Here is a 21720-nt window from a genome sequence, read left to right on the forward strand (position 1 = left end):
TATATCTCCTTGCTATTACTTTTCTTCAATTGCTTTAACCATAATTATAACATATCTCAATATAAAAAGCCTGCTGACAGAAACCAATACTTGATTCTGGACCAAACAGACTTTTCATTTTTTCAATGATTCTTGTCTAACTAATGCTTCATTGTCAAATATTCTTCCAAAAGGGTTATGCTGCTTTCAATATCCTCTTTTGAAGCCATCTCAACAGTTGAATGCACATATCTTGTAGGTATTGAAATCACTCCTGAAGGAACTCCAGTTTTTGAAATATGAATTGCACCTGAATCCGTTCCTCCGAATTCCAGAACTTCCAATTGATAAGGAATATTTTTTTCCTTGGCAATTTCTATCAATACATTCCTGACAGATGGATGAGTTATTATCGAATTGTCTTTAACTTTGATGGCTGCACCCTTATGGAGTCCTATTGCAAATCTCTTAGCCTTTGGTGTATCTCCATGAGCAGTTACATCTACAGCTATTCCAAAATCAGGCTCTATACCATAAGCAGCGGTTCTTGCACCTCTTAATCCAACTTCTTCCTGAACAGAAAATACAAAATAAACGTCATTTTCTGTATTGGGTAGTCTTTTCAACGCCTCAATTGCAACAAAGCATCCTGCTCTATCATCAAGATATGGAGTAAAAACAACATTCTCATTACTCGCAAATGGACTGTAATAGATACACATATCTCCTACATTTACCAGTTTTTCTGCCGATTCCTTATTCTTGGCACCAATATCAATATACATATTTTCTAGTTTTCTTTCAGAAGACTTTTCTATTGGTTCTGAGAAGATTGCTCCTACAGTTCCATTCTTAAAAATTACCCTCTGACTTAAACTTATATCAGGAGATATACCTCCCACGTTTCCAAATCTCAAGAATCCTTCCTTATCAATATCAGTTACAATAAAACCTATCTGATCCATATGAGCAGAAACCATTATTTTTTTCCCACTGCCTCTTTTTCTTGCTATTAGATTCCCAAGGGCATCAGTAGTTATTTCATCAACATATTCTGAAATTTCCTGACGGATTGTAGCACTTATTAATGACTCATCTCCTGATGGTCCGTATACTGACACTAATTTTTGTAGTAAATCAACATTAAAATCCATTTATATTGCCCCTTTCTTGAATTCTTCAATCAAAGATAATACCAGCCTGTATGTGTTGTCATAGTCTGCTCTGCTTATAACAGACAAAGGACTGTGAATATATCTTGTTGGTACTGATATTCCAGCAGTAGCACATCCAGTACCTGAAATATGAATTTTACCAGAGTCATTTCCACCCATGGCTGTTTTTCTGTACTGATATGGTATATTGTTTGCTTCAGCAATACGAATAATCTCATCTCTTAAGTCTCTATTGTAAACTGTAGTTCTGTCTATCAATGAAATTGCAGGTCCTTCGCCAAGTTTTGTTGGCATTTGGTGTGAGTCCAAATCATCTGTTTCATAGCATATTGTTCCTTCCAGTACTATTGCAACATCTGGTTTTATTTGATACGCTGCTGGTCCTGCTCCCACAAGTCCGACTTCCTCCATTACTGTAAAAGCACCGTAAATATCAGCATCAACATCTGATCTCAATATATCTAAAAGTATTGAACATCCTACTCTGTCATCAAGGGATTTTGCCTTAATAATCCCATCTCCAATTTCATCGTATTCAGTATCAAAAGCTACATAATCTCCAATTGATACATGCTTTTCAGTATCTTCCTTTGATGATGTTCCAATATCTATATATAGATCATCGATATCGAGTACCTTCGACCATTCATTTTTCTTTTGAAGATGTATGGGCTTAGCACCAATAACTCCAGGTAGTTTTTTATCTCCAATGGTAACTGCTTTTGATACAAGTATTCTCTTGTCAATCCCTCCAACAGGCATGAACTTTATCAAGCCAGATGAATCAATATCCTTTACCATCAATCCAATTTCGTCCATATGTGCAGCTATCATAAGTTTTCTACCACTTGAATTGCTGGCTTTCTTATGGACAATAAGATTTCCTATTCTATCGACTTTAATTTCATCTACATAACCTTCCAGGGCTTTTTTGATAAAATCTCTTACTTCTTTTTCGTTGCCTGATACACCGGAGGCTTCAGTTAGTTCTTTTAGAAACATAGTAATCCCTCCAATTCATTTTCCAATATGGATGCACCGAAGAAAGCGAGCAGTTTAGCAGTGTGTGACACATCATTAAGATCCAGTACTTCAACCGATGTGTGCATGTACCTTAAAGGTATGGATAATACTAAAGCTGGCACTCCGTCCCTTGTAATCTGCATTGCCCTTGCATCAGTACCAGTTGGACCTGGCCACACATTGGTCTGCACCGGAATATTATAATCTCCAGCCACAGATACAAGTCTTTTCCGAAGTCCCGGATGAATATTCCCACCCAGTGTAACTCCAGGACCTTTGCCCATCTCTATTGAATTAGAGTTATTCAGCTCAGGGGTTCTTCCAAATCCAACATCCACAGCAATTCCAATATCAGGATTTATACCGTATGTTGCAGTCAAGGCTCCAGCCATTGTTACTTCCTCCTGGATAGTGGCAACAAAATATATATCTGCATAGTGTTTTATCTTAGACAACTCAACCATGGTTTCAAAAAGCGCAGCCACACCTGCCCTGTCATCCATAGCTTTTCCTGTTACTCTATTATTAAGGAGAGATTTCATCTTTCTGTCTACTGTAATCGAATCTCCTATTGATACAAATTCAGACACTCCATCCTTGTCAAAGCCTGTATCGATTATCATATCTTCCATTTTTATTGATTTATCCTTTTCTGATTCTTCTTGCAAATGAGGTGGTTTTGAACCGATTACTCCCCTAATGTCTTTTTTACCATGAATCCTAACTTCCTGGGCAAGAATGGTTCTTGGGTCTATTCCTCCTATATTTGTAAAATGAATAAACCCCTTCTTATCAATATCCTTGACCATGAAGCCTATCTCATCCATATGAGCTGCCATCAGGATCTTAACATCACCATTTCCCGTCCCTTTTTTGTGGGCAATTATATTACCTAGTTTGTCTACAGTGATGGAATCCGTATATTGGCTAAATGCATCCATTATAGTTTCCTTAAGGTTAAATTCAAAACCTGAGACTCCGTTACCATTGGACAATAACTCCAGAAATTCTTTGGTATTCATCTATTAACCTCCCTATTATCTTCAAAAAAATGGGTTAAAATTTAATTTAACCCATTTCGAATAATAAAATTGTCTAATATTAGTCTTCTTTTGTAAGCTCTTCAACAGATGTATTGAAATCTCCAGCATCATAAGCTTCTTCAGCTTCTTCTTTCTCAACAGCAGGAGTTTCTTCAGAAGTTTCTACTGATGTTTCTTCAGTCTCTTCAGTCTCTTCAGTCTCTTCAGCATCTTTTGCGCTAAGACTTATTTTTTTGTCAGCTTCGTTAATTTCTGTAATCCTTACAGTAACCTTATCTCCAACCTTTAATACATCCGAAGGTTTTTCAACATGGTCCTTTGAAATCTGTGATACGTGAAGAAGTCCGTCAACTCCCTTAATTACTCTGACGAATGCACCAAAGTCAAGAATATTAACTACTTCACCATCGATAACATCTCCAACCTTGTATTCCTTAAGGAACACTATCCATGGCTCTTCTGTAGTTTGCTTAAGTCCAAGTGATATTCTGTTCTTCTCTTTGTCAAAAGCAAGAACTTTAACTTCTACATTATCTCCTTCTTTCAACACTTCTGAAGGATGCTTAACTCTGAACCAAGCAAGGTCTGAAATGTGAATAAGTCCATCAATTCCTCCAAGATCAACAAATGCACCGAAATCAGTAAGTCTTTGAACAACTCCTGTAAGAGTTTTTCCTTCTTCGATTGTCTCCCAAAGCTCAGCTCTCTTCTTCTCTACTTCAACTTTTTCAACAGCTTTTCTTGATAATATCATCCGTCTCTTTTGAATATCGAAATCTATAATTTTTGCACTTAAAGTCTGTCCCTTGAATTGATTAAGATCTGACACATAATTCATTGAAATTTGTGATGCAGGCATAAATCCATTCACACCATTGACAAGAACTGTAAGCCCACCTTTTACTGCATTTAAAACTTTAACTTCCAGAATTTCTTCTTCTTTGTAAGATTCTTCAAGAACTTCCCAGTCTTTTATAAAGTCAACCCTTTTAGCTGAAAGTACAACATTACCCTCACCATCATCAAGTTTCATTACATATACGTCAATTTCATCTCCTACACTAAAAAGCTCTTTAGGATTAGCATCTGATTCTTTTGTCATCTCGCTTTTAACAATAATTCCATCACTCTTGTAGTTGATGTTAACCATTACCTCATTGTTTGTTACATAAAGTACTGTTCCTTTCAGAACGTCTCCTCTGTTGACCCTTTTAAAGGAACTCTCAATTGCTTCCATCATTTCATCTTGATTATAATTCTCCATTACCTTAACAGCCTCCTTAATTATCCAATCAGGTGTTGAAGCACCTGCGGTTATACCTATTGTATTAAAATTTTGTAGCTCTTGTAAAGCTAATTCTTCAATAGTTTCTATATGAAATACATTTTTGCAGTATTTACTGCTAATTTCAACCAACTTGATTGTATTAGAACTGTGTTTTCCACCAATTACTATCATTGCATCGGCTTTTTTTGATACATCTTCAGCAGCTTCCTGCCTCAGTTTAGTAGCATTGCAAATGGTGTTGAATAAAACAACCTCATCTGATTTTTCTTCTACTATTCCACTAAGCTCAATAAATTTATCAAGTCTATTTGTTGTTTGTGATACAACACAGGACTTGTCCATACTTGGTAACTCAAAAGCTTCATCCCGGCTATTGACAATATATGCTCTGTTTTCACACCAGCCATTTATACCAATTACTTCTGGATGCTCACTGTCTCCAATTATTACTATGTTATAGCCCTTGGAAAAGTAATCTTCTACTCTCTTGTGGACTGCACTTACATACGGACATGTGCAGTCAACCAAGTGTAATTCTGATTCCTCAATCTCTTTAATGACATCTTTAGGGACACCGTGAGATCTTACTATTATTCTTCCTTCAGGAATCTCTGAGAAGTCATCAACTGTCTTAAGTCCTTTGTCTTCCAGTGACTTTACAGCCTGTGGGTTATGAATCAATGGTCCATAAGAATATACCTTTAATCCATTCTGGGACAATTCATTATCTGTCATTTTGACTGCTCTGTCTACACCGAAACAGAATCCTGCATTCTCAGCCAATATAATTTCCAATTCTTAGCCTCCCAACTTATATATCTTAGCCAGAATTTCCTGGCTTATATTGCTATATTCCTCATTGCCCAGCTTGCCAGTGTACTCCTTGTGATACTCTAAAGGTTCACCGATAGTAATACTTAATATACTGAACAATTTATAACTACCCTCGATATAAACCGGTAAAACGGGTGCCTTTGATTTCATTGCCAATAAAGCTACTCCTGCCTTTGCATTGTTAGGGTCAAATTCCTTTACCCTGGTTCCCTCAGGAAAGATTCCCAGTACCTTTTCTGCCTTCAATAATCTTAATGCAGTTTTTACAGCAGAAATATCAGCTACCTGCCTGTCTACTGGAAATACTCCAAGCCAGGTTAGTGGTGCTTTAAGTAATTTATTATCGAAAAGCTCCTTTTTTCCCATCCACGCAATTTTCCTTGGGAATACTGATGCTAAAATCAGTGGGTCCCAATTGCTTTTATGATTGGAGCAAAGCACAAGCCTGCCACTTACTGGAATTTGCTCTTTGCCTTTAACTTTAATTCTAAAAACAAAGTTGAAAACCACAAAGGCAATAGCCTTTACCAATGAATAAAACAATCCTATTCTCCCCCCTTTACAAGGTCGATAATCATGTCAACTGTTTCTTCGATGCTAAGCTCGGTTGTATCAATAAGTACTGAATCCTCAGTTCTTGTAAGAGGTGACTCTTCTCTGGTACTGTCAATTTCGTCCCGTCTTCTGATATCATCAATAACACTTTGGAGGGTTATGTTTTTAACACCCTTGTTAATCAACTCCAGATATCTTCTATTGCCTCTTTCCTCAACCGAAGCCGTGACATAAAACTTATAATCTGCTTTTGGCAGAACAACTGTTGTTATATCCCGGCCATCCATCACCACTGATTTTCTCTCCGCCATCTTTCGCTGAAGTGATACCATCTTTGATCTAACTTCCTTGATGCTGGCAATGTAAGAGACATTATCACTGATACGATTGTCTCTTATTTCATCATCAACCATTTCACCATCAAGATAAATATGATTGTCTATGAAGTATATATCAGTAGAATCAAGAAGAGATTTCACCTCATTCTGATTTTTAGGATCTAGATTGTTTTGTAGTACTTTTAGTGTATAAGCTCTGTACATGGCTCCTGTATCAATATATTCAAAGTTCAATTTCTTAGCCACAATTTTAGCCACTGTGCTCTTTCCAGCTCCAGCAGGTCCGTCTATTGCAATAGAATAATGCCTAGCCATAATCTGCCTCCATATAAAAAAGAATAACCACCGCGAGGTGGCTTGCAATCAAGTAGCTTTTCAGGTCTAAGACTATTGACATCTCCAGAAATCAGTTTCCAGAGTTAGACTCGGTCCGGATATATTGTAGCAGAAAAAATCATGCTGATAACCTTATCCATTTTAGATGGTTTCGTCGTCAATCTTCCTCATGATCCATTCCCGAATATGACAATGGATTCTTATCTACAGTAATAGCCCTCTTATATACTACAATTCTACAAACTCTCCTATTAATTATATAATAAAAGCGCAATATAAACAAGTTATTTATACATTTATTCCGGCCAAATATCCGGTTGAATAAGCTATTTGAAGATTATATCCCCCCGTAAGTGCATCAATGTCAATAATCTCCCCTGCAAAGAATAAACCAGGAATAATTTTTGACTCCATTGTAGATGGATTGATTTCCTTTACATTGATTCCTCCTGAAGTAACTATCCCTTCTTCAATCGGTCTGAATCCCTTGAAATGAAGTGGGAAATTTTTTAACGCTTCAACAAGTCGCTCTCTTTCTTCTCTGGTTATCTGGTGAACTACTTTTTCAGGATAAATCCCAGATGCTTCGATAACCCAAGGAATAAGCTTTTGTGGCAAGAGATCATTTAAAGCATTCTTAAGCTGTTTATTGCTATATTCTTCGAAATCTCTAACAATCCTGGCATCCAGCTTCTCTCTTACAAGCGCTGGCTTAAGGTCCAGAGCTAGTCGAAGTTTGGATTTGATACTATTGATATAATTGCTTATTGAAAGTACAATTGGTCCTGATATTCCGTAATGCGTAAATATCATTTCTCCAAATTCACTGTGAACTTCCTTTTTACCAGAAAAAGCAGTCAAGGAAACATTACGCAATGACAAACCCATTAAATCATTAATCCACGAATCATTTAGCTCAATAGGTACAAGGCTTGGTCTTAAATCTGTGACAGTATGTCCCAGAGACTTTGCAAACAAGTATCCATCACCTGTTGATCCGGTAGCGGGATAACTCTTTCCTCCTGTTGTTATAATCAGCTTGTCAAATTGATAACTTTCCTTATCCTTAATGAACACTGTGAAACTCTTGCCATCAAACTTTATGTGAGTAACAATTGAATTCAGTTTAATATTAACGCCTGTATCATTCAGATACTTTTTAAATGCTTTTATTACATCGCTTGATTTGTCAGTTTCTGGAAATACTCTGTTTCCTCTTTCAATCTTTAACTTTAAACCATACTTTTGAAGCAATTCCATTATGGCATTATTATCAAAAGTATATAGACTGCTATACAGGAAATTTTTGTTTGTAACCAGATTATCAAAAAATTCCTCAATGGGTGCAGCATTTGTGATATTGCACCTTCCTTTACCAGTTATAAACAATTTTTTACCCAACTGATCGTTCTTTTCAATCAAGACTACATCATGTCCGTTATTTGAAGCAGCTCCAGCAGCCATAATCCCTGCCGGTCCACCTCCTATAATTCCAACCTTTAATTTCAAAAAAATCCTCTCCTTAGAAACCCTCATTAAAAGAATCATAACACAAAATCAAAATAATTGCTTATCATTTATGATAATATTATCTATGATATTTATTCCATTCATTATATAGTCGACATAAAAAATCCGTTGCGTTTAACACAACGGATTTAATAAGCTACAAATTATGTTTATAAACTATTCTGATCGTATATACTGTAAGTTTTCCAAACATGCTCCAACTCTTCAAAATATGGAGTAATATCTTCCTTCTTCTCGCTGCCCAAAGCAATTATAAATGCGTTAATCAAACTCATTGGAGCAACCAGTGAATCCACGAATGATAACATGTCACTTCTTGCAATAATACTGATATCTGAATTGTCCGAAGCAGGTGAAATAAGACTATCTGTAAAACTAATCACTCTACAACCCTTATTTTTAGAATACTCCAATGCTTCAAGTGTTCTCTTTGAATACCTTGGATATGTTAGACATATAATAATATCCTCTTCCTTTACCTTGGCAAGCTGCTCGAATATATCGTTGGCTCCTGGCTGTACAAGTCTTACATTATCAAATATGAAGCTCATGTAAAATGCCATGTATCCAGATAAAAATGAAGAACTCCTAAGACCCATAATATAAATTTGTTTAGCCTTTAAAGTCATGTCAACTGCATTATAAAACTTGTCAAAATCAATTTCTGAAAGAGTCTTTCTAAGATTCTCCACATCCTTTTCCATTACTTTTGCAATGGAATTCTGAGTTTTTGAATAATCTTCAGACAGGTTCAACCTCTGAACCGTAGTAAGCTTATTTCTGATTAGCTCCTGAAGTTCTCTTTGCAGTTCCTTATAGCCCGAATACCCCAGCGCATTGGCAAATCTAACAACTGTTGATTCACTTATGTTCAGATTCATACCAAGACTTGCAGCAGTCATAAATGCTGCCTTGTCATAATGATTAATCATATATTCAGCAATAATCTTCTGACCCTTGCTCAGTCTAGAATAGTTATCCTGAATATTCTGTATTACATTTTGATTTTGCACCATCAGACAACAACCTTTCTACTTGACAAGTTCATACCCCTCTTTTAGAGCTAACTTGTTCAATTCTTCAGTTCCCTTTGGCACCCTTGAAAGAACAGCATTTTGCAGGGATTCCTGAGAAACTATGTTAGTAATACTATAAATTGCACCTAGAGCAACTATATTTGCCACCATTGGTTTGCCAAGCTTTGTAGTGGCTGTTGAAAGTATTGGGATGCTAAAAATTTGAATATCATCTCTTTCTGGCGTCACAACTGAATCATCGATTACAAGAATTCCTCCTGGCTTGAGCGTTTCCAGATATTTATCACAGGAAAGTTGTGTCAATGATAACAGCAAATCACAACGTCCTACCTTTGGAAAAGAAATTTCTTCATCACTTATTATAACTTCAGCCTTACTGGCCCCACCTCTTGCCTCTGGTCCGTAGGATTGTGACTGCAGGGCATTTTTACCATCTAGAATGGCTGCCTCAGCTAGAATTATTCCCCCTGTAATCAAACCTTGACCACCGGCACCTGAAAACCTCAATTCCCAACGTTTCATATTAGCCCTCCCTCCTTACAGATGTGATAAGCTTGTCGTATTCTTCAGTATACTCTGGTCTCTCTATATTGTGTAGCTCGCCAATTACAAATTTCCCTTCCTTCTTCTCATCAGGCAGTTTATCCCAGGCAACTTTGTTTATGGCGCTTTCCTTAAGATAAGTTGTCATATCAACAGCAGTACCTTTTTTGTTTTTTCTGCCGTAGTAGGTTGGGCATGTTGACATAGCCTCAATAAACGAGAATCCTTTGTTCTCTATGCCTGAGATTATATTTTTTTCGAGCATATTCGCAGCAAAAACTGTACCCCTTGCAACATATGATGCTCCGGCTGCTTTTGCAAGATTGCAAAGATCAAAGTTTGGGTCCACACTTCCATAAGGAGCAGTCGTTCCCTTGTCTCCAGTCGGTGTTGTTGGTGAGAACTGTCCTCCAGTCATTCCGTAAGTATTATTATTAAAGACGATTGTCGTTATGTCAATATTTCTTCTTGCAGCATGTATAAGATGATTTCCTCCGATTGCTGAAGAGTCTCCATCTCCAGTAACTACAATAACTTTAAGCTCAGGATTTGCCATCTTGACACCAGTTGCAAATGCAAGTGCTCTTCCGTGAGTAGTATGAAGAGTATTAAAGTCCAAATAACCAGGTGCTCTTGATGAACAACCTATCCCCGATACAATACAGACCTTGTCCTTATCAAGCCCAAGTGTGTCAATAGCTTTTACCAATGCCCTAGTAACAATTCCATTACCGCAGCCAGGACACCAGATATGAGGTAAATTCTCGGTTCTAAAATACTTGTTTACTAATTCACTAGGCATTTTGATCCTCCTTCACAACTGCTACAATTTCTTCAGGAGTGATAATATCTCCATTAATTTTGCCAAATTTATTTACCTTTGTATGCTTTCCAGCAATTCGGTCAACTTCCAGGAAATACTGGCCAGCATTCAACTCAACTACGAATATCTTTTTCATTTTCTTACCAAGTTCTTTCAGTTGTTCCTCAGCTGAAGGCCAAATCGTAATCGGTCTGAATAGGCCAACCTTATATCCTTGACTCCTCAATGAATCAACCGAAGTTTTAGCAGACCTGGCAATAGATCCAAAGGAAACGATTGCTATTTCAGCATCATCCAACAAGTATTCCTCGTAAGTTACTATATCTTCTTTATTATTCTCAATTTTATCAATTAGTCTGTTAAGAAGTTTATCAGCAACTAGTTCATTGCCTGATGGAAATCCTGTCTCATCGTGAACTAGTCCAGTTACGTGGTATCTGTAGCCTTCACCAAAAGCAGCCATTTCAGGGACAATGTCTCCATCCTGTACTTTAAATGCCTTGTATTCTGAGGGTGAGGAAGTAGGTCTTTTTCTGTCTATTATTTCAACATCGTCATTTTCAGGTATTTCAATTTTTTCTCTCATGTGACCAATTATTTCATCCAATAGCAGTATTACAGGTGTTCTATATTTTTCAGCCAGATTAAAAGCTCGTATTGTCGTGTAGTAAATTTCTTTTACTGATGATGGATAAAGTACAATTATCGAATGGTCGCCATGCGTTCCCCAGCGAGCCTGCATTATGTCTCCTTGAGCAGGTGATGTTGGAAGGCCAGTACTTGGGCCACTTCTTTGAACATTGACTATTACACATGGTGTTTCAGTTATTATGCCATACCCGATGTTTTCCTGCTTAAGACTAAATCCCGGACCTGAAGTTGCAGTCATGGATTTTAGACCAGCCAATGACCCTCCAAGTGTTGCTGCAATACCAGCAATTTCATCTTCCATCTGTATGAATTTTCCTCCTACTTTTGGTAAACCTTCAGCTGATAATTCAGCAATTTCAGTAGAAGGTGTAATAGGATAACCTGCATAAAACTTCATTCCAGCCTTAAGTGCTCCGGCGACGCAGGCTTCATTACCCTGCATTAATTTTACAGTCATTACTATTCCTCCCTTAAGTAAATTGCATAATCCGGACAACGCAATTCACATTGGCCACACTTTATGCATGCTTCCAGATCCACAATCTCAACTTTACCATCTTTCAAAGCAAGAACACTTTTGGGACAATATGCTACGCAAATGCCACAGCCCTTGCACCATTCTTTTTCAACGGTAACGATTTTTTCCTTCTTATCTGGCATCTTTTTCCCTCCTATAGGTAACTTGTTTGCTTAACTAAATAATAACAAAGTAATGAGTGTTTTGCAAGATTTATTTCATAATTTACCATCTTCTAATATTTTTTGCAAGTTTGCTTTCAAACGATTGAATATATGGACATTAGAATTCATTTTTTTTTTAGTAATACTCACTATTAGACAAAAAAACAAGCCCTTTTGACTATGATATGTCAATTGGGCTTGTTTTATATTTGTTTACTCATTCATTGAATTGACTTTTAAACCGGATGTGTTTGATTTTCCTGATCAAGTAGATCTGTTTCAATCTTATACTTGGCTGCCAGACGCTGCTTAAAAAATGGTATAGCAACTTGTGGAAATAATGCATAACTTAAAACATCTTCATCCTGTTCAATATATTCCCTGATTTCATTTCTATAATTATCCAACTGTGGTTCCAGCATATCAGCAGGCCTTCCCTCAAACACCTCATCATCTCCGATTATTTTTTTTCTTATTTCATCTGAGATTGGCTTTGGTGGTCTACCATACAGTCCTTTTACATAATTCTTGGTTTCTGTTGGGACCATTTTATATCTCTCACCTGTGATAACATTGAAGAGAGCAGTAGTTCCTACCATCTGACTCATTGGTGTTACAAGTGGTGGAAATCCCAATTCTTCCCTTACTTTTGGAATCTCTTTCAAAACCTCATCATAGAGCTCCTCTTTCCCTTGAGCTTTCAATTGGGATACGAGGTTTGACAGCATACCTCCGGGTACCTGGTATTTTAGTGTATTGACATCCACATTCAGAACCTTTGGATCCAGCAATCCAGCTTTCATGTATTTGTCCCTAAGTCCCTTGAAGTACTCAGAAACTTCAAGAAGCAGATCAAAATCAATGTCTGGATAATACTCAGTACCTTCCAATGCTGCAATCATAGGCTCCGTTGCAGGCTGGCTGGTTCCATTGCCAAGAGGTGATATAGCAGTATCTATAATATCAGCACCTGCTTCAATTGCTTTAAGATAAGATAAATTTGCTATTCCGCTTGTAAAGTGAGAGTGCACTTCTATTGGAACTTCAACAGCAACTTTTAAATCCTTTACAAGATCATATGCCACATAAGGAAGTAGAATTCCTGACATGTCCTTGATACATATGGAATCAACTCCCATTTGGACCATATCCCTTGCAAGGTTCACATAGTACTTGTTATTGTGAACAGGACTTACTGTATAGGAAATTGCTCCCTGGGCATGGCCACCATATTTTTTTACAGCCTTGATTGATGTTTCTAGATTTCTTAAATCGTTAAGTGCATCAAATATTCTTACAATATCTATCCCGTTCTCTATTGCCTTTTTTACAAATTCCTCTACTACATCATCCGGATAATGCTTGTATCCTAAAATATTCTGCCCTCGTAAAAGCATTTGCAGCTTGGTGTTCTTAAATACCTTTCTAAGTTCTCTTAGTCTTTCCCATGGATCCTCGTTCAAGAATCTAAGGCAAGAATCAAAAGTAGCTCCACCCCAGACTTCCAATGCGTAATAACCTACCTTGTCCAATTTTTCAGCTATTGGAAGCATCTCTTCAGTAGTCATTCTGGTTGCTATAAGCGACTGATGAGCATCTCTTAATGCCGTCTCCATAAACTTTACCTTTGCCATGTTTTACCTCCTCTGACTTCCACCCCTATAGTAACAGGTGGATTGTTCTTTTGATTTATAAACTTAAACTCAAACACATTGTATTTTTTCTGATCAAGTCCTTCTGTAATTTTTTTTACTGCTTCATACTCCAGAAGTCCACCTTCATGACCTCTATATGAAGTTATTAACATTATAGCACCGGGAGCCATTATTTCTAAAGCATTCTTTATACTTTTTGATGTAGTACTAGAATCTGTCCTTATAGCTTTGTCTCCCCCAGGAAGATAACCCAGATTATATACCACAAAATCAATCTTGTGGCCAATGTATTCCTGAATGTCTACATGGCTATCCTCAATTAAATTAACCCTGTGCCTTAGATTTTTCCTTATTAGAAGCTCTTCTGTATTTTTTATTGCTTCTTTCTGAATGTCAAAACTGTATACTAAGCCACAATCTCCAACCAAGTTGGCAAGAGTTACTGTATCCATACCATTTCCAGCAGTTGCATCAAGACAAGTTTGACCTTCCACAACGAAGCTTTTCATCAATGTTTCTACTAATTGTGTTGCATTATTCAATCTATCATCCATGATGATTATCCTCACAGCATGAACAACCACCTGAAAACATCATTTTCAGATCACAGTAATATTCGCCCCGATCCATAGAAAACCCAATTTTTTCAAGATATTCGTTCTCAACCTTTGAATAAACCATATGGAAACCATTCATTTCGAGTTTGTTTAACAGGGACCTTACCATGGCATTCCCTAAACCCTGACCTCTATACTCTTCATCCAGGTAGATATACTGCACGTAAGCCTTACCATCTTCAAGTACAATCTGAGTTGTTCCAAAGAGAATTCCATCATTGAATGCTCCAAAAAAAAGACCTTTTGGACTGAATCTATCCCATATATCATTCTTGTGAAGAAATTTTTTTATCATATCAATATCTGAAACATCTTTGAAACTAAGCATCGATTCACCTCTTAATATTTGTAATAAATTTTGTTGAACGCAACTAATTATTTAAGAGATTTTATATAGTCCAGTTCTTCATCGTTAAGGTATCTCCAGTTTCCTGATTCCAAACCTCCGAGTTCAATCTCTCCAAAGGAAATTCTCTTGAGCTTCTTAACAGGATGGTTTATTGTTTCGCACATTTTTTTTACTTGTCTATTTCTACCTTCGTGAATCTGTATATCCAAAATGGAGTCTTCTCCAAAGTTTTTTAGTATCTTTACCTTGGCAGGTGCAGTCATTCTACCCTCCAGTTTAATACCATTTCTCAACCTTTCAAGTTCTGCCTTGTTTGGTAACCCTTCAACAATTGCGATATACCTCTTATAGACCATTTTGCTTGGATGAGTCAATTTAAATGCAAGCTCTCCATCGTTGGTCAGGAGAACCAAACCACTTGTATCTGCGTCAAGTCTACCAACAGGATAAATTCGTTCTTCAACCTCTTCAATCAGGTCAGTCACGACTGTTCTACCCTTTTCATCCTTTACACTTGTAACAATCCCCACTGGCTTGTTAAGGATTACATAGACCTTGTTGCTTTCAGGTTTAATGTTCATCCCATCAACCTTAACCTTGTCTTTGCCGGGTATTACTGTAATACCCATCTCAGTGACTATATTGCCGTTTACTGAAACCTTGCCTTCCTTGATAAGCTCCTCTGATGCTCTTCTTGAAGCTACACCACTCATGGCCATGAATTTTTGTAATCTTATTGGTTTATCCTTCATATCAAAACTCCTCTATTCTTCTTCTAATTCTTCTATTCTAAAATCATCTATCGGTGGCAGTTCCTTTAAAGATTCAAGCCCAAAGTATCTTAAAAACTCATCTGTAGTACCATACAAGTTTGGTTTTCCAGGCTTATCCAACTTGCCAACTTCTTTTGCCAAGCGTCTTCCAATAAGCGTTTCCAGACTTCTGTCGCTTTTAACTCCCCTTATATGATCAATATCAGCCTTTGTGACAGGTTGTTTATATGCGACAATGGATAGTGTTTCCAAAGCTGCATTGGACAATGATCTTGTATTCCTTCCCTGAACAATCTGCTTAATCCACTCATGGTGCTCAGGTCTGGTGCCCAATTGGAAAGAATTATTAAATCTTATGATTCGGATTCCTCGACGGTTAAAGTCGAACTCATCTTTCATTTCCAATAGAATTGAAAGGACTTCCTTATTTGGAACTCCAAGAACCTTTGCTACCTCATTGCACTCAATAGGCTCTCCAAAAGTAAAAAGCAAGCCTTCAATTATAGATTTCATCTCTCGTTTGTCCATGAACTATATTCCTCTCATCTCAATAATCAAATCTGAAAAGCTGTCATTTTGTCTAACAAATATGAATCTTGTTCTCATTAGCTCCAGTAATGATAAAAAGTAAGCGATTATTCTTGATCTTGATGCTTGTGCAGTGATTATATCGCTGAATCTGACTTTTCCGTTGATTTTAAGCTGGTCTTCTATATACCTGGTACATTCTTCAAGGCTTACTTCCTCTCTTCTGATCTCAAAGAAATTCTCCTGAGGATTGTTGTATCTATGCCTTTGAAGGATATTTTGTAATGTATCGACAAGATCCTTAAGTTGCACTGCGTTTAATTCCTCAAATGGATCCCTGAAGTCACTGACATCTTCCTGTGGCTTGTAATATACTTTGCTGTATACATCTTCTGATGATTTTAAGCTTGCTGAAATGTCCTTGTACAACTTGTATTCGATCAGGCGCATTACAAGTTCTTCTCTTGGATCAAGATGAACTTCCTCTCCATCAATCAGAACTACCTCTTTAGGAAGCAGCATTTTAGATTTTATTTCAATCAATGTAGCGGCCATGATAATAAAGTCGCTGGCTACTTCAAGGTTCATGTCCTCCCATTTTCTCAATTGTGAAACAAACTGGTCTGTAACCGTATTGATGGGAATATCATATATATCTATTTCATTTTTATCTATAAGATTCAACAATAGGTCCATTGGACCTTCAAAAACCTCAACACTCACATTATAGCTCATGGCATGCTCCTATATTAACAAATTAATTATAAGACTGTATACAAAATCCACCAGTGGTCCAAGTATTCTTTGTATTCCCCTGGTTGCTATAAGGAAAATAAGAATCAGGTAAAAATACTTTTCGTACTTGTAAAACAAGTACTCAATCTTAACAGGTAAGAGACTGGCAACTACCTTTGATCCGTCAAGTGGCGGGAAGGGCATAAGATTGAACACTCCCAGCATTATATTGTACCAAAGGGTTATTACAAGCATCTGTGCGACAATTTCATTTCTTATTGGTGCATGTACCAATATTGCACCAGTTATTACTGCAATTACAAAGTTGGTGGTTACCCCTGCAATGGAAACCAGTATTGTATCCCTTTTTCTATTCTTAAAGTAACTAGGATTAATGGGTACAGCTTTTGCCCATCCAAACCTGAATATCAACATAAACATGAATCCCATCGGGTCAATGTGCTTGATGGGATTCAGCGTTAGTCTCCCGGCATTCTTTGCAGTTGGGTCTCCCAGCCAGTAGGCAGTAAGGCCATGTGCCAGCTCGTGAAAAATTATCGCTATGAGAAGTCCTGGCAAACTAATAATATATTCCATATAAGTCCTCTACTTTCAAATTTCTTAATAGATTCAGAATTAAAGAATCCTAACCCAATTCATTTGGATATAGAATTATTTGTTCCGTAATAACAATGTACCCCGACTCTATCTTGTCGAGGCATCATAGACCAACTCACTTTATTATATTATAAATATATGGTTTTGTCTTTGGTTTTTCATTGGAAATCACATATGCTTCCTTGATTCTTTCAATAGCTTCGTCATACTCATCGAGATTTGTCATTAAAGTGCAGATTGTTTCGCCTTTTTTAACTGAATCACCGATTTTCTTACTCAGAGTGATTCCTGCCCCATAATCGATCTTATCTTCTTTGGTCCTTCTTCCAGCTCCAAGAAGCATTGCACTTATCCCGACTGTTTCAGCATCTATTTCGAAAACATATCCATCCTTTTCAGCAAGAACATCATAAAAGTTCTTTGCTCCTGGCAAAAGATCAGTATTGTCAACAACCTCGGGATTGCCTCCCTGTATAAGAATTAATTCCTTAAGCTTTTCAATGGCTTTTCCCGATTCAATGGTTTCCTTGAGATTCTTATAAGCCGTATCAAAGTCATCGAAGGCTCCTCCAAGCACACACATATGTGAAGCAATGGTAAGAGCGATTGTAGTCTCATCCTCTGAACCATTACCAGCAAGAACCTGTATGGCCTCTTTTACTTCATTGCTGTTTCCAACCTGGTTTCCAAGGGGCTGATCCATGTTTGTAATTACAGCTACTGTATCCCTGTTCAAACTCTTACCTATTCCTACCATGGTCTTTGCAAGCTTTTCTGCTTCTTCAATCGTCTTCATAAAAGCACCTGAGCCCATCTTTACATCAAGAACTATGGCATCGGCACCTGAGGCAATTTTTTTACTCATTATTGAGCTTGCAATCAGTGGAATACTGTCAATAGTAGATGTTACATCCCTAAGGGCATAAATCTTCTTGTCGGCAGGTGTAAGATTTGCAGTCTGACCTACGATTGCCATTTTATACTTGTTAACATTGTTGATAAACTCTTCCGAAGACAATTCAATCTTAAATCCGTCAATTGACTCAAGCTTGTCGATTGTACCACCAGTATGCCCAAGACCTCTCCCGCTCATCTTGGCAACAGGAACTCCTGCTCCTGCTACCAGTGGAAGTACTATTAGACTGATCTTGTCTCCTACTCCTCCGGTTGAGTGTTTATCCACCTTTATTCCTTCAATTGGTGACAGATCTACTTGCTCACCAGAATTTACAAAACTCTCAGTTAGGTATGCTATCTCATCTTCTTTCATTCCGTTGAAATAAACAGTCATCAGGAATGCTGACATCTGATAATCAGGTATTTCATCCCTGGTATATCCAGAAATCATAAACTCAATTTCTTCCTTTGAAAGAATTTCTGCATGTTTCTTCTTTTCAATTATATCTACTGCTCTCATTTTTGACCCTCCTATGCTCTTGGATGAGCCTTTTTGTAGACTTCCTCCGTTGTATCTTTTGGATCGGTCATGGTGTATACCTGAGTGGATGCAATATCAGAATGTCCCATAATTTCCTGAACCGTTTTGATATCTGCACCATGACTCAATATATGTGCCGCAAATGAATTTCTTAAAATCTGAGGAGTAATACTTTTGCTCCCAGATATCTTGTCAGCATAAGTTCCAATTATTTTCCAAAGTCCCTGTCTTGTAAGTTTCTGTCCATTGTAATTCACAAACAGAGGTGCCTCAACATTATTCTCATCCCTATAGTTTTTTAAGTAGAATGCAATACTGTTAATTGCTTTTGAACCAACCGGTACTTTTCTAATTTCATCATCTTTAGACAATACTATTGTACCCTTGGACAACAGTACATCATCAATCTTAAGGGAACTAATCTCAGATACTCTCAATCCTGAGGAATATAACAACTCCAGCAAGGCTCGATCCCTGCAGCCTTTCGCAGTGCTTAAATCAGGAAGGCTCATAAGCTTGGTTATTTCATCCTCAGTAAGAATCTGAGGAATTTTTTTATCCTTTTTAGGAGGTTTCAGGTTTAGAGTAGGATCCTCTTTTACGATACTATGATTGATCAGATACTCGAATAGACATCTTATGCTTGCTAGATGTCTTGAAATCGTGGAATTAGATCTGCCTTCTCTTTGCAGCTGCAGCAGATATCTTATCACGTGTGTGTTATTGACATGATTTACGTTATTTATACCTGAATCATTCATAAAATTTCTGAATTTTATTATATCGCTTGTATACGCTTCAACCGTGTTCCTGCTAAGCTTTTTTTGTTTCTCTATATATCTGGTATACTCTTCCATTATACCTTTTAGCATAGTCTATCCCCTTTACAACAAAATTTATTATGCAAATCGATTAATCAAAGCCTGTATTCCAATAATGGTTTTTGCATCCATTATCTCTCCTCTTCTAAGGAGTTTCTTAACCTCTTCAAGGGTATAGCTCTCAACATCAATAAATTCACCTGATTCTAGCTTCTGTTCTCCCGGCTGTACATTTTCACCATAGAAAAGATACAGCTTCTCACTGCTGAATCCCGGTGAAGTATAGAACTCCAAAAGGTACTCCAATTTTTCAGTTGTATAGCCAGTTTCTTCCTTCAATTCCCTATATGCAGTTTCTTTTGGTTCCTCATTAACCTCAAGTTTTCCTGCAGGTAGTTCCAAAAGTACTTTGTCAGTCGCTTTTCTGTACTGCCTTACCAATAGTATTTTCTTGTCTTCAGTCAATGCAACAATTCCAACTCCACCTGGATGCTCAACTATCTCTCTTTTTGAATACTTCTTGTCAGGAAGTTCCACGGTGTCTATTCTAAGATTTAAAATCTTGCCCTCATATATCCTGTCACATTTCATGGTTTTCTCTTCGTAAGTCATACAGATCCCCCTAATTATTATTACTAGCATTACATATACATTGATTATAGCATAAAGACGCTATTTCTTCATCCTATTTGACATTTGGAGCATTTCATTTGCATGTTTCCTTGTGGTTTCAGTTACTTCTACACCTCCAAGAAGTCTTGCCAATTCATCTACCCTCTCATCTTCAAGCAATCGCTCTACCTTTGTTATGGTACCTTTTTTGTCTGAAGCTTTTCTTATGACAAAATGTGTGTCCGCAAGGGCTGCGATTTGTGGAAGATGGGAAATTGAAATAACCTGATGAGATTTTGATATCCTTCTGATTTTTTCTCCAACAACCTGTGCGGTCCTTCCACTTATTCCTGTGTCGATCTCATCAAATACAAGCGTTGGCATATTGTCCATATCTGCTAGGATACCTTTGAAAGCCAACATTATTCTTGACATTTCTCCACCTGATATGATTTTTGAAAGAGGTTTTAAATCTTCACCTGGATTTGTTGAAATCAAAAATTCAACCTTATCCACCCCTCTGTCAGTTGGCTCCTTAGTCCTATTGAAATCCACCTTGAATCTTACATTGTCCATGTTAAGGGCAAAAAGCTCCTTTTCCATATCCTTCTGAAGCTTTTCCGCCACTTTTTTTCTAATAATACTCAAGTTTTCAGAGTCACCTAAAAGCATCTCTTTAGTTGCAAGTATATCTTCCTCAAGTTTTTCAAGCTCTTTATCAATATTGATCAATCTGTTATATCTCTCTTCTATTTCATCCCTGTAGGATAATATCTGTTCAACAGATGAACCATATTTTTTCTTGAGTGTATTGACAAGGTCAAGTCTTTCTCTCAGTAGAAACAGCTCTTCTTCATCGATGTCCAGGCTTTCGATATAGCCGTTTATTCCACGGTACAGTTCCTGCAATTCATATAAGATTGCCTGAAGACTGTTCCCATGTTCCTGAAGAATCCTATCATACCTTCCAGAATGACCAATCATTTCAATTGATTTTTCAATAAGTGAAATTGCAGCTGGGCTCTCATAATCATCGTTCAATAATGCCAATGCCTGATATGACTGGGCAATGGTGTCCTTTAGATTATCAAGTCTCTTGAATTGCTGTTCAATAGCTTCATCATCTTCTTTCAAGTCAGCAGCATCAATTTCATCAATCTGGAATTTTAAAAGATCCAGTTCACGCTCTCTTTCCTGTGAGGATACTGATAGCTCCTGAAGCTTTTTCTGAAGTCCTCTGTAATCTATATAAGCCTCTCTGATTGTACGAATCAAAATCTTTCCTTCTTCCGGTATCAAGGAGTCGATAATAAGTATATGATTACCAGTATCAAGTAGAGACTGGTGTTCATGCTGTCCAAATATGTCTACCATTCTACCTGTTAGTGTTTTTAATACATTAAGAGTCAATGGCCTGCCGTTGATTCTTGAAACACTGGGATAGCCTTCTGAAATTTCTTTAGTAAGGATAAGAACATCACTCTCTTCATATCCCATTTCTGAAAGTTGCTTCTGTAGATTTTTATCAACAAAAAACATAGCTTCGATAACAGCCTTGTCTTGTCCAGATCGTATCATTTCACGACTTGCCCTTCCGCCAAGAACCATCTCGAGTGCTTCAATGATTATGGATTTTCCGGAGCCAGTCTCTCCTGTAAGAAGATTCAGACCCTCAGTAAAATCAATTGTCAGATTATCAATAATTGCGAAGTTTCTAATCCTAAGCTCCTTGAGCATA

At 37.3% G+C, this 21720-nt stretch carries 23 protein-coding genes; all 23 read right to left on the reverse strand.

Features of this window, described 5'->3' with window-relative positions; translation table 11 throughout:
* Positions 1-140 precede the first annotated feature (140 nt).
* Complete coding sequence (locus ACOEN1_RS09735) at positions 141-1133, reverse strand: M42 family metallopeptidase (RefSeq protein ID WP_422486704.1); 993 nt, start codon at positions 1131-1133, stop codon at positions 141-143.
* Entirely contained in the window at positions 1134-2156 is a 1023-nt protein-coding gene (locus ACOEN1_RS09740) for a M42 family metallopeptidase (RefSeq protein ID WP_422486705.1), read from the reverse strand.
* Positions 2147-3199 carry a M42 family metallopeptidase gene (locus ACOEN1_RS09745; protein WP_422486706.1) on the reverse strand — a complete coding sequence of 351 codons (1053 nt, stop codon included), beginning with the start codon at positions 3197-3199 and terminating at the stop codon, positions 2147-2149. Before ACOEN1_RS09745 ends, ACOEN1_RS09740 begins: the two co-directional genes overlap by 10 nt.
* 79 nt (positions 3200-3278) lie before the next feature.
* Positions 3279-5303 carry a bifunctional 4-hydroxy-3-methylbut-2-enyl diphosphate reductase/30S ribosomal protein S1 gene (locus ACOEN1_RS09750; RefSeq protein WP_422486707.1) on the reverse strand — a complete coding sequence of 675 codons (2025 nt, stop codon included), beginning with the start codon at positions 5301-5303 and terminating at the stop codon, positions 3279-3281.
* Between the two features lie 3 nt (positions 5304-5306).
* A complete protein-coding gene (locus ACOEN1_RS09755) occupies positions 5307-5885 on the reverse strand; it encodes a lysophospholipid acyltransferase family protein (RefSeq protein WP_422486708.1) in 579 nt (192 codons plus the stop codon).
* Between the two features lie 2 nt (positions 5886-5887).
* Positions 5888-6550, reverse strand: coding sequence for a (d)CMP kinase (cmk, locus tag ACOEN1_RS09760; protein ID WP_422486709.1), 663 nt, complete (start codon positions 6548-6550; stop codon positions 5888-5890).
* Between the two features lie 309 nt (positions 6551-6859).
* The gene (locus tag ACOEN1_RS09765; protein ID WP_422486710.1) at positions 6860-8080 is read right to left on the reverse strand and encodes an NAD(P)/FAD-dependent oxidoreductase; all 1221 of its coding nucleotides are present in this window, start codon (positions 8078-8080) and stop codon (positions 6860-6862) included.
* 170 nt (positions 8081-8250) lie between these two features.
* Positions 8251-9117, reverse strand: a complete 867-nt coding sequence (locus tag ACOEN1_RS09770) for a MurR/RpiR family transcriptional regulator (RefSeq protein ID WP_422486711.1) — start codon at positions 9115-9117, stop codon at positions 8251-8253.
* Positions 9118-9132: 15 nt separating this feature from the next.
* A complete protein-coding gene (locus ACOEN1_RS09775) occupies positions 9133-9660 on the reverse strand; it encodes a 2-oxoacid:acceptor oxidoreductase family protein (protein ID WP_422486712.1) in 528 nt (175 codons plus the stop codon).
* A 1-nt stretch (position 9661) separates the two neighbouring features.
* Positions 9662-10483, reverse strand: a complete 822-nt coding sequence (locus ACOEN1_RS09780; protein ID WP_422486713.1) for a 2-oxoacid:ferredoxin oxidoreductase subunit beta — start codon at positions 10481-10483, stop codon at positions 9662-9664.
* Entirely contained in the window at positions 10476-11612 is a 1137-nt protein-coding gene (locus ACOEN1_RS09785) for a 2-oxoacid:acceptor oxidoreductase subunit alpha (RefSeq protein WP_422486714.1), read from the reverse strand. Before ACOEN1_RS09785 ends, ACOEN1_RS09780 begins: the two co-directional genes overlap by 8 nt.
* A gap of 2 nt (positions 11613-11614) precedes the next feature.
* On the reverse strand, positions 11615-11815 hold the full coding sequence (locus ACOEN1_RS09790; RefSeq protein WP_422486715.1) for a 4Fe-4S dicluster domain-containing protein: 201 nt from the start codon (positions 11813-11815) through the stop codon (positions 11615-11617).
* Between the two features lie 257 nt (positions 11816-12072).
* Positions 12073-13470, reverse strand: a complete 1398-nt coding sequence (locus ACOEN1_RS09795) for an oxaloacetate decarboxylase subunit alpha (RefSeq protein ID WP_422486716.1) — start codon at positions 13468-13470, stop codon at positions 12073-12075.
* Positions 13458-14045, reverse strand: coding sequence for a tRNA (mnm(5)s(2)U34)-methyltransferase (locus ACOEN1_RS09800; protein WP_422486717.1), 588 nt, complete (start codon positions 14043-14045; stop codon positions 13458-13460). Before ACOEN1_RS09800 ends, ACOEN1_RS09795 begins: the two co-directional genes overlap by 13 nt.
* The gene (locus tag ACOEN1_RS09805; protein WP_422486718.1) at positions 14038-14436 is read right to left on the reverse strand and encodes a GNAT family N-acetyltransferase; all 399 of its coding nucleotides are present in this window, start codon (positions 14434-14436) and stop codon (positions 14038-14040) included. Before ACOEN1_RS09805 ends, ACOEN1_RS09800 begins: the two co-directional genes overlap by 8 nt.
* Positions 14437-14483: 47 nt before the next feature.
* On the reverse strand, positions 14484-15194 hold the full coding sequence (locus tag ACOEN1_RS09810; RefSeq protein ID WP_422486736.1) for a pseudouridine synthase: 711 nt from the start codon (positions 15192-15194) through the stop codon (positions 14484-14486).
* Positions 15195-15221: 27 nt separating this feature from the next.
* Positions 15222-15743, reverse strand: a complete 522-nt coding sequence (gene scpB / locus ACOEN1_RS09815) for an SMC-Scp complex subunit ScpB (RefSeq protein ID WP_422486719.1) — start codon at positions 15741-15743, stop codon at positions 15222-15224.
* Between the two features lie 18 nt (positions 15744-15761).
* The gene (locus tag ACOEN1_RS09820; RefSeq protein WP_422486720.1) at positions 15762-16493 is read right to left on the reverse strand and encodes a segregation and condensation protein A; all 732 of its coding nucleotides are present in this window, start codon (positions 16491-16493) and stop codon (positions 15762-15764) included.
* Positions 16494-16502: 9 nt separating this feature from the next.
* Positions 16503-17090, reverse strand: a complete 588-nt coding sequence (locus tag ACOEN1_RS09825; RefSeq protein WP_422486721.1) for a site-2 protease family protein — start codon at positions 17088-17090, stop codon at positions 16503-16505.
* Positions 17091-17226: 136 nt separating this feature from the next.
* Positions 17227-18528, reverse strand: a complete 1302-nt coding sequence (locus ACOEN1_RS09830) for a pyrimidine-nucleoside phosphorylase (protein ID WP_422486722.1) — start codon at positions 18526-18528, stop codon at positions 17227-17229.
* A gap of 11 nt (positions 18529-18539) precedes the next feature.
* Positions 18540-19421, reverse strand: coding sequence for a tyrosine-type recombinase/integrase (locus ACOEN1_RS09835; RefSeq protein ID WP_422486723.1), 882 nt, complete (start codon positions 19419-19421; stop codon positions 18540-18542).
* A 27-nt stretch (positions 19422-19448) separates the two neighbouring features.
* Positions 19449-19982, reverse strand: coding sequence for an NUDIX hydrolase (locus tag ACOEN1_RS09840; protein ID WP_422486724.1), 534 nt, complete (start codon positions 19980-19982; stop codon positions 19449-19451).
* 60 nt (positions 19983-20042) lie between these two features.
* Positions 20043-21719, reverse strand: a complete 1677-nt coding sequence (gene recN, locus ACOEN1_RS09845) for a DNA repair protein RecN (RefSeq protein WP_422486725.1) — start codon at positions 21717-21719, stop codon at positions 20043-20045.
* Position 21720: the final 1 nt, after the last annotated feature.

It is taken from the genome of Gudongella sp. DL1XJH-153, from assembly GCF_049310905.1.
Lineage (GTDB): Bacteria > Bacillota > Clostridia > Tissierellales > Tissierellaceae > Gudongella.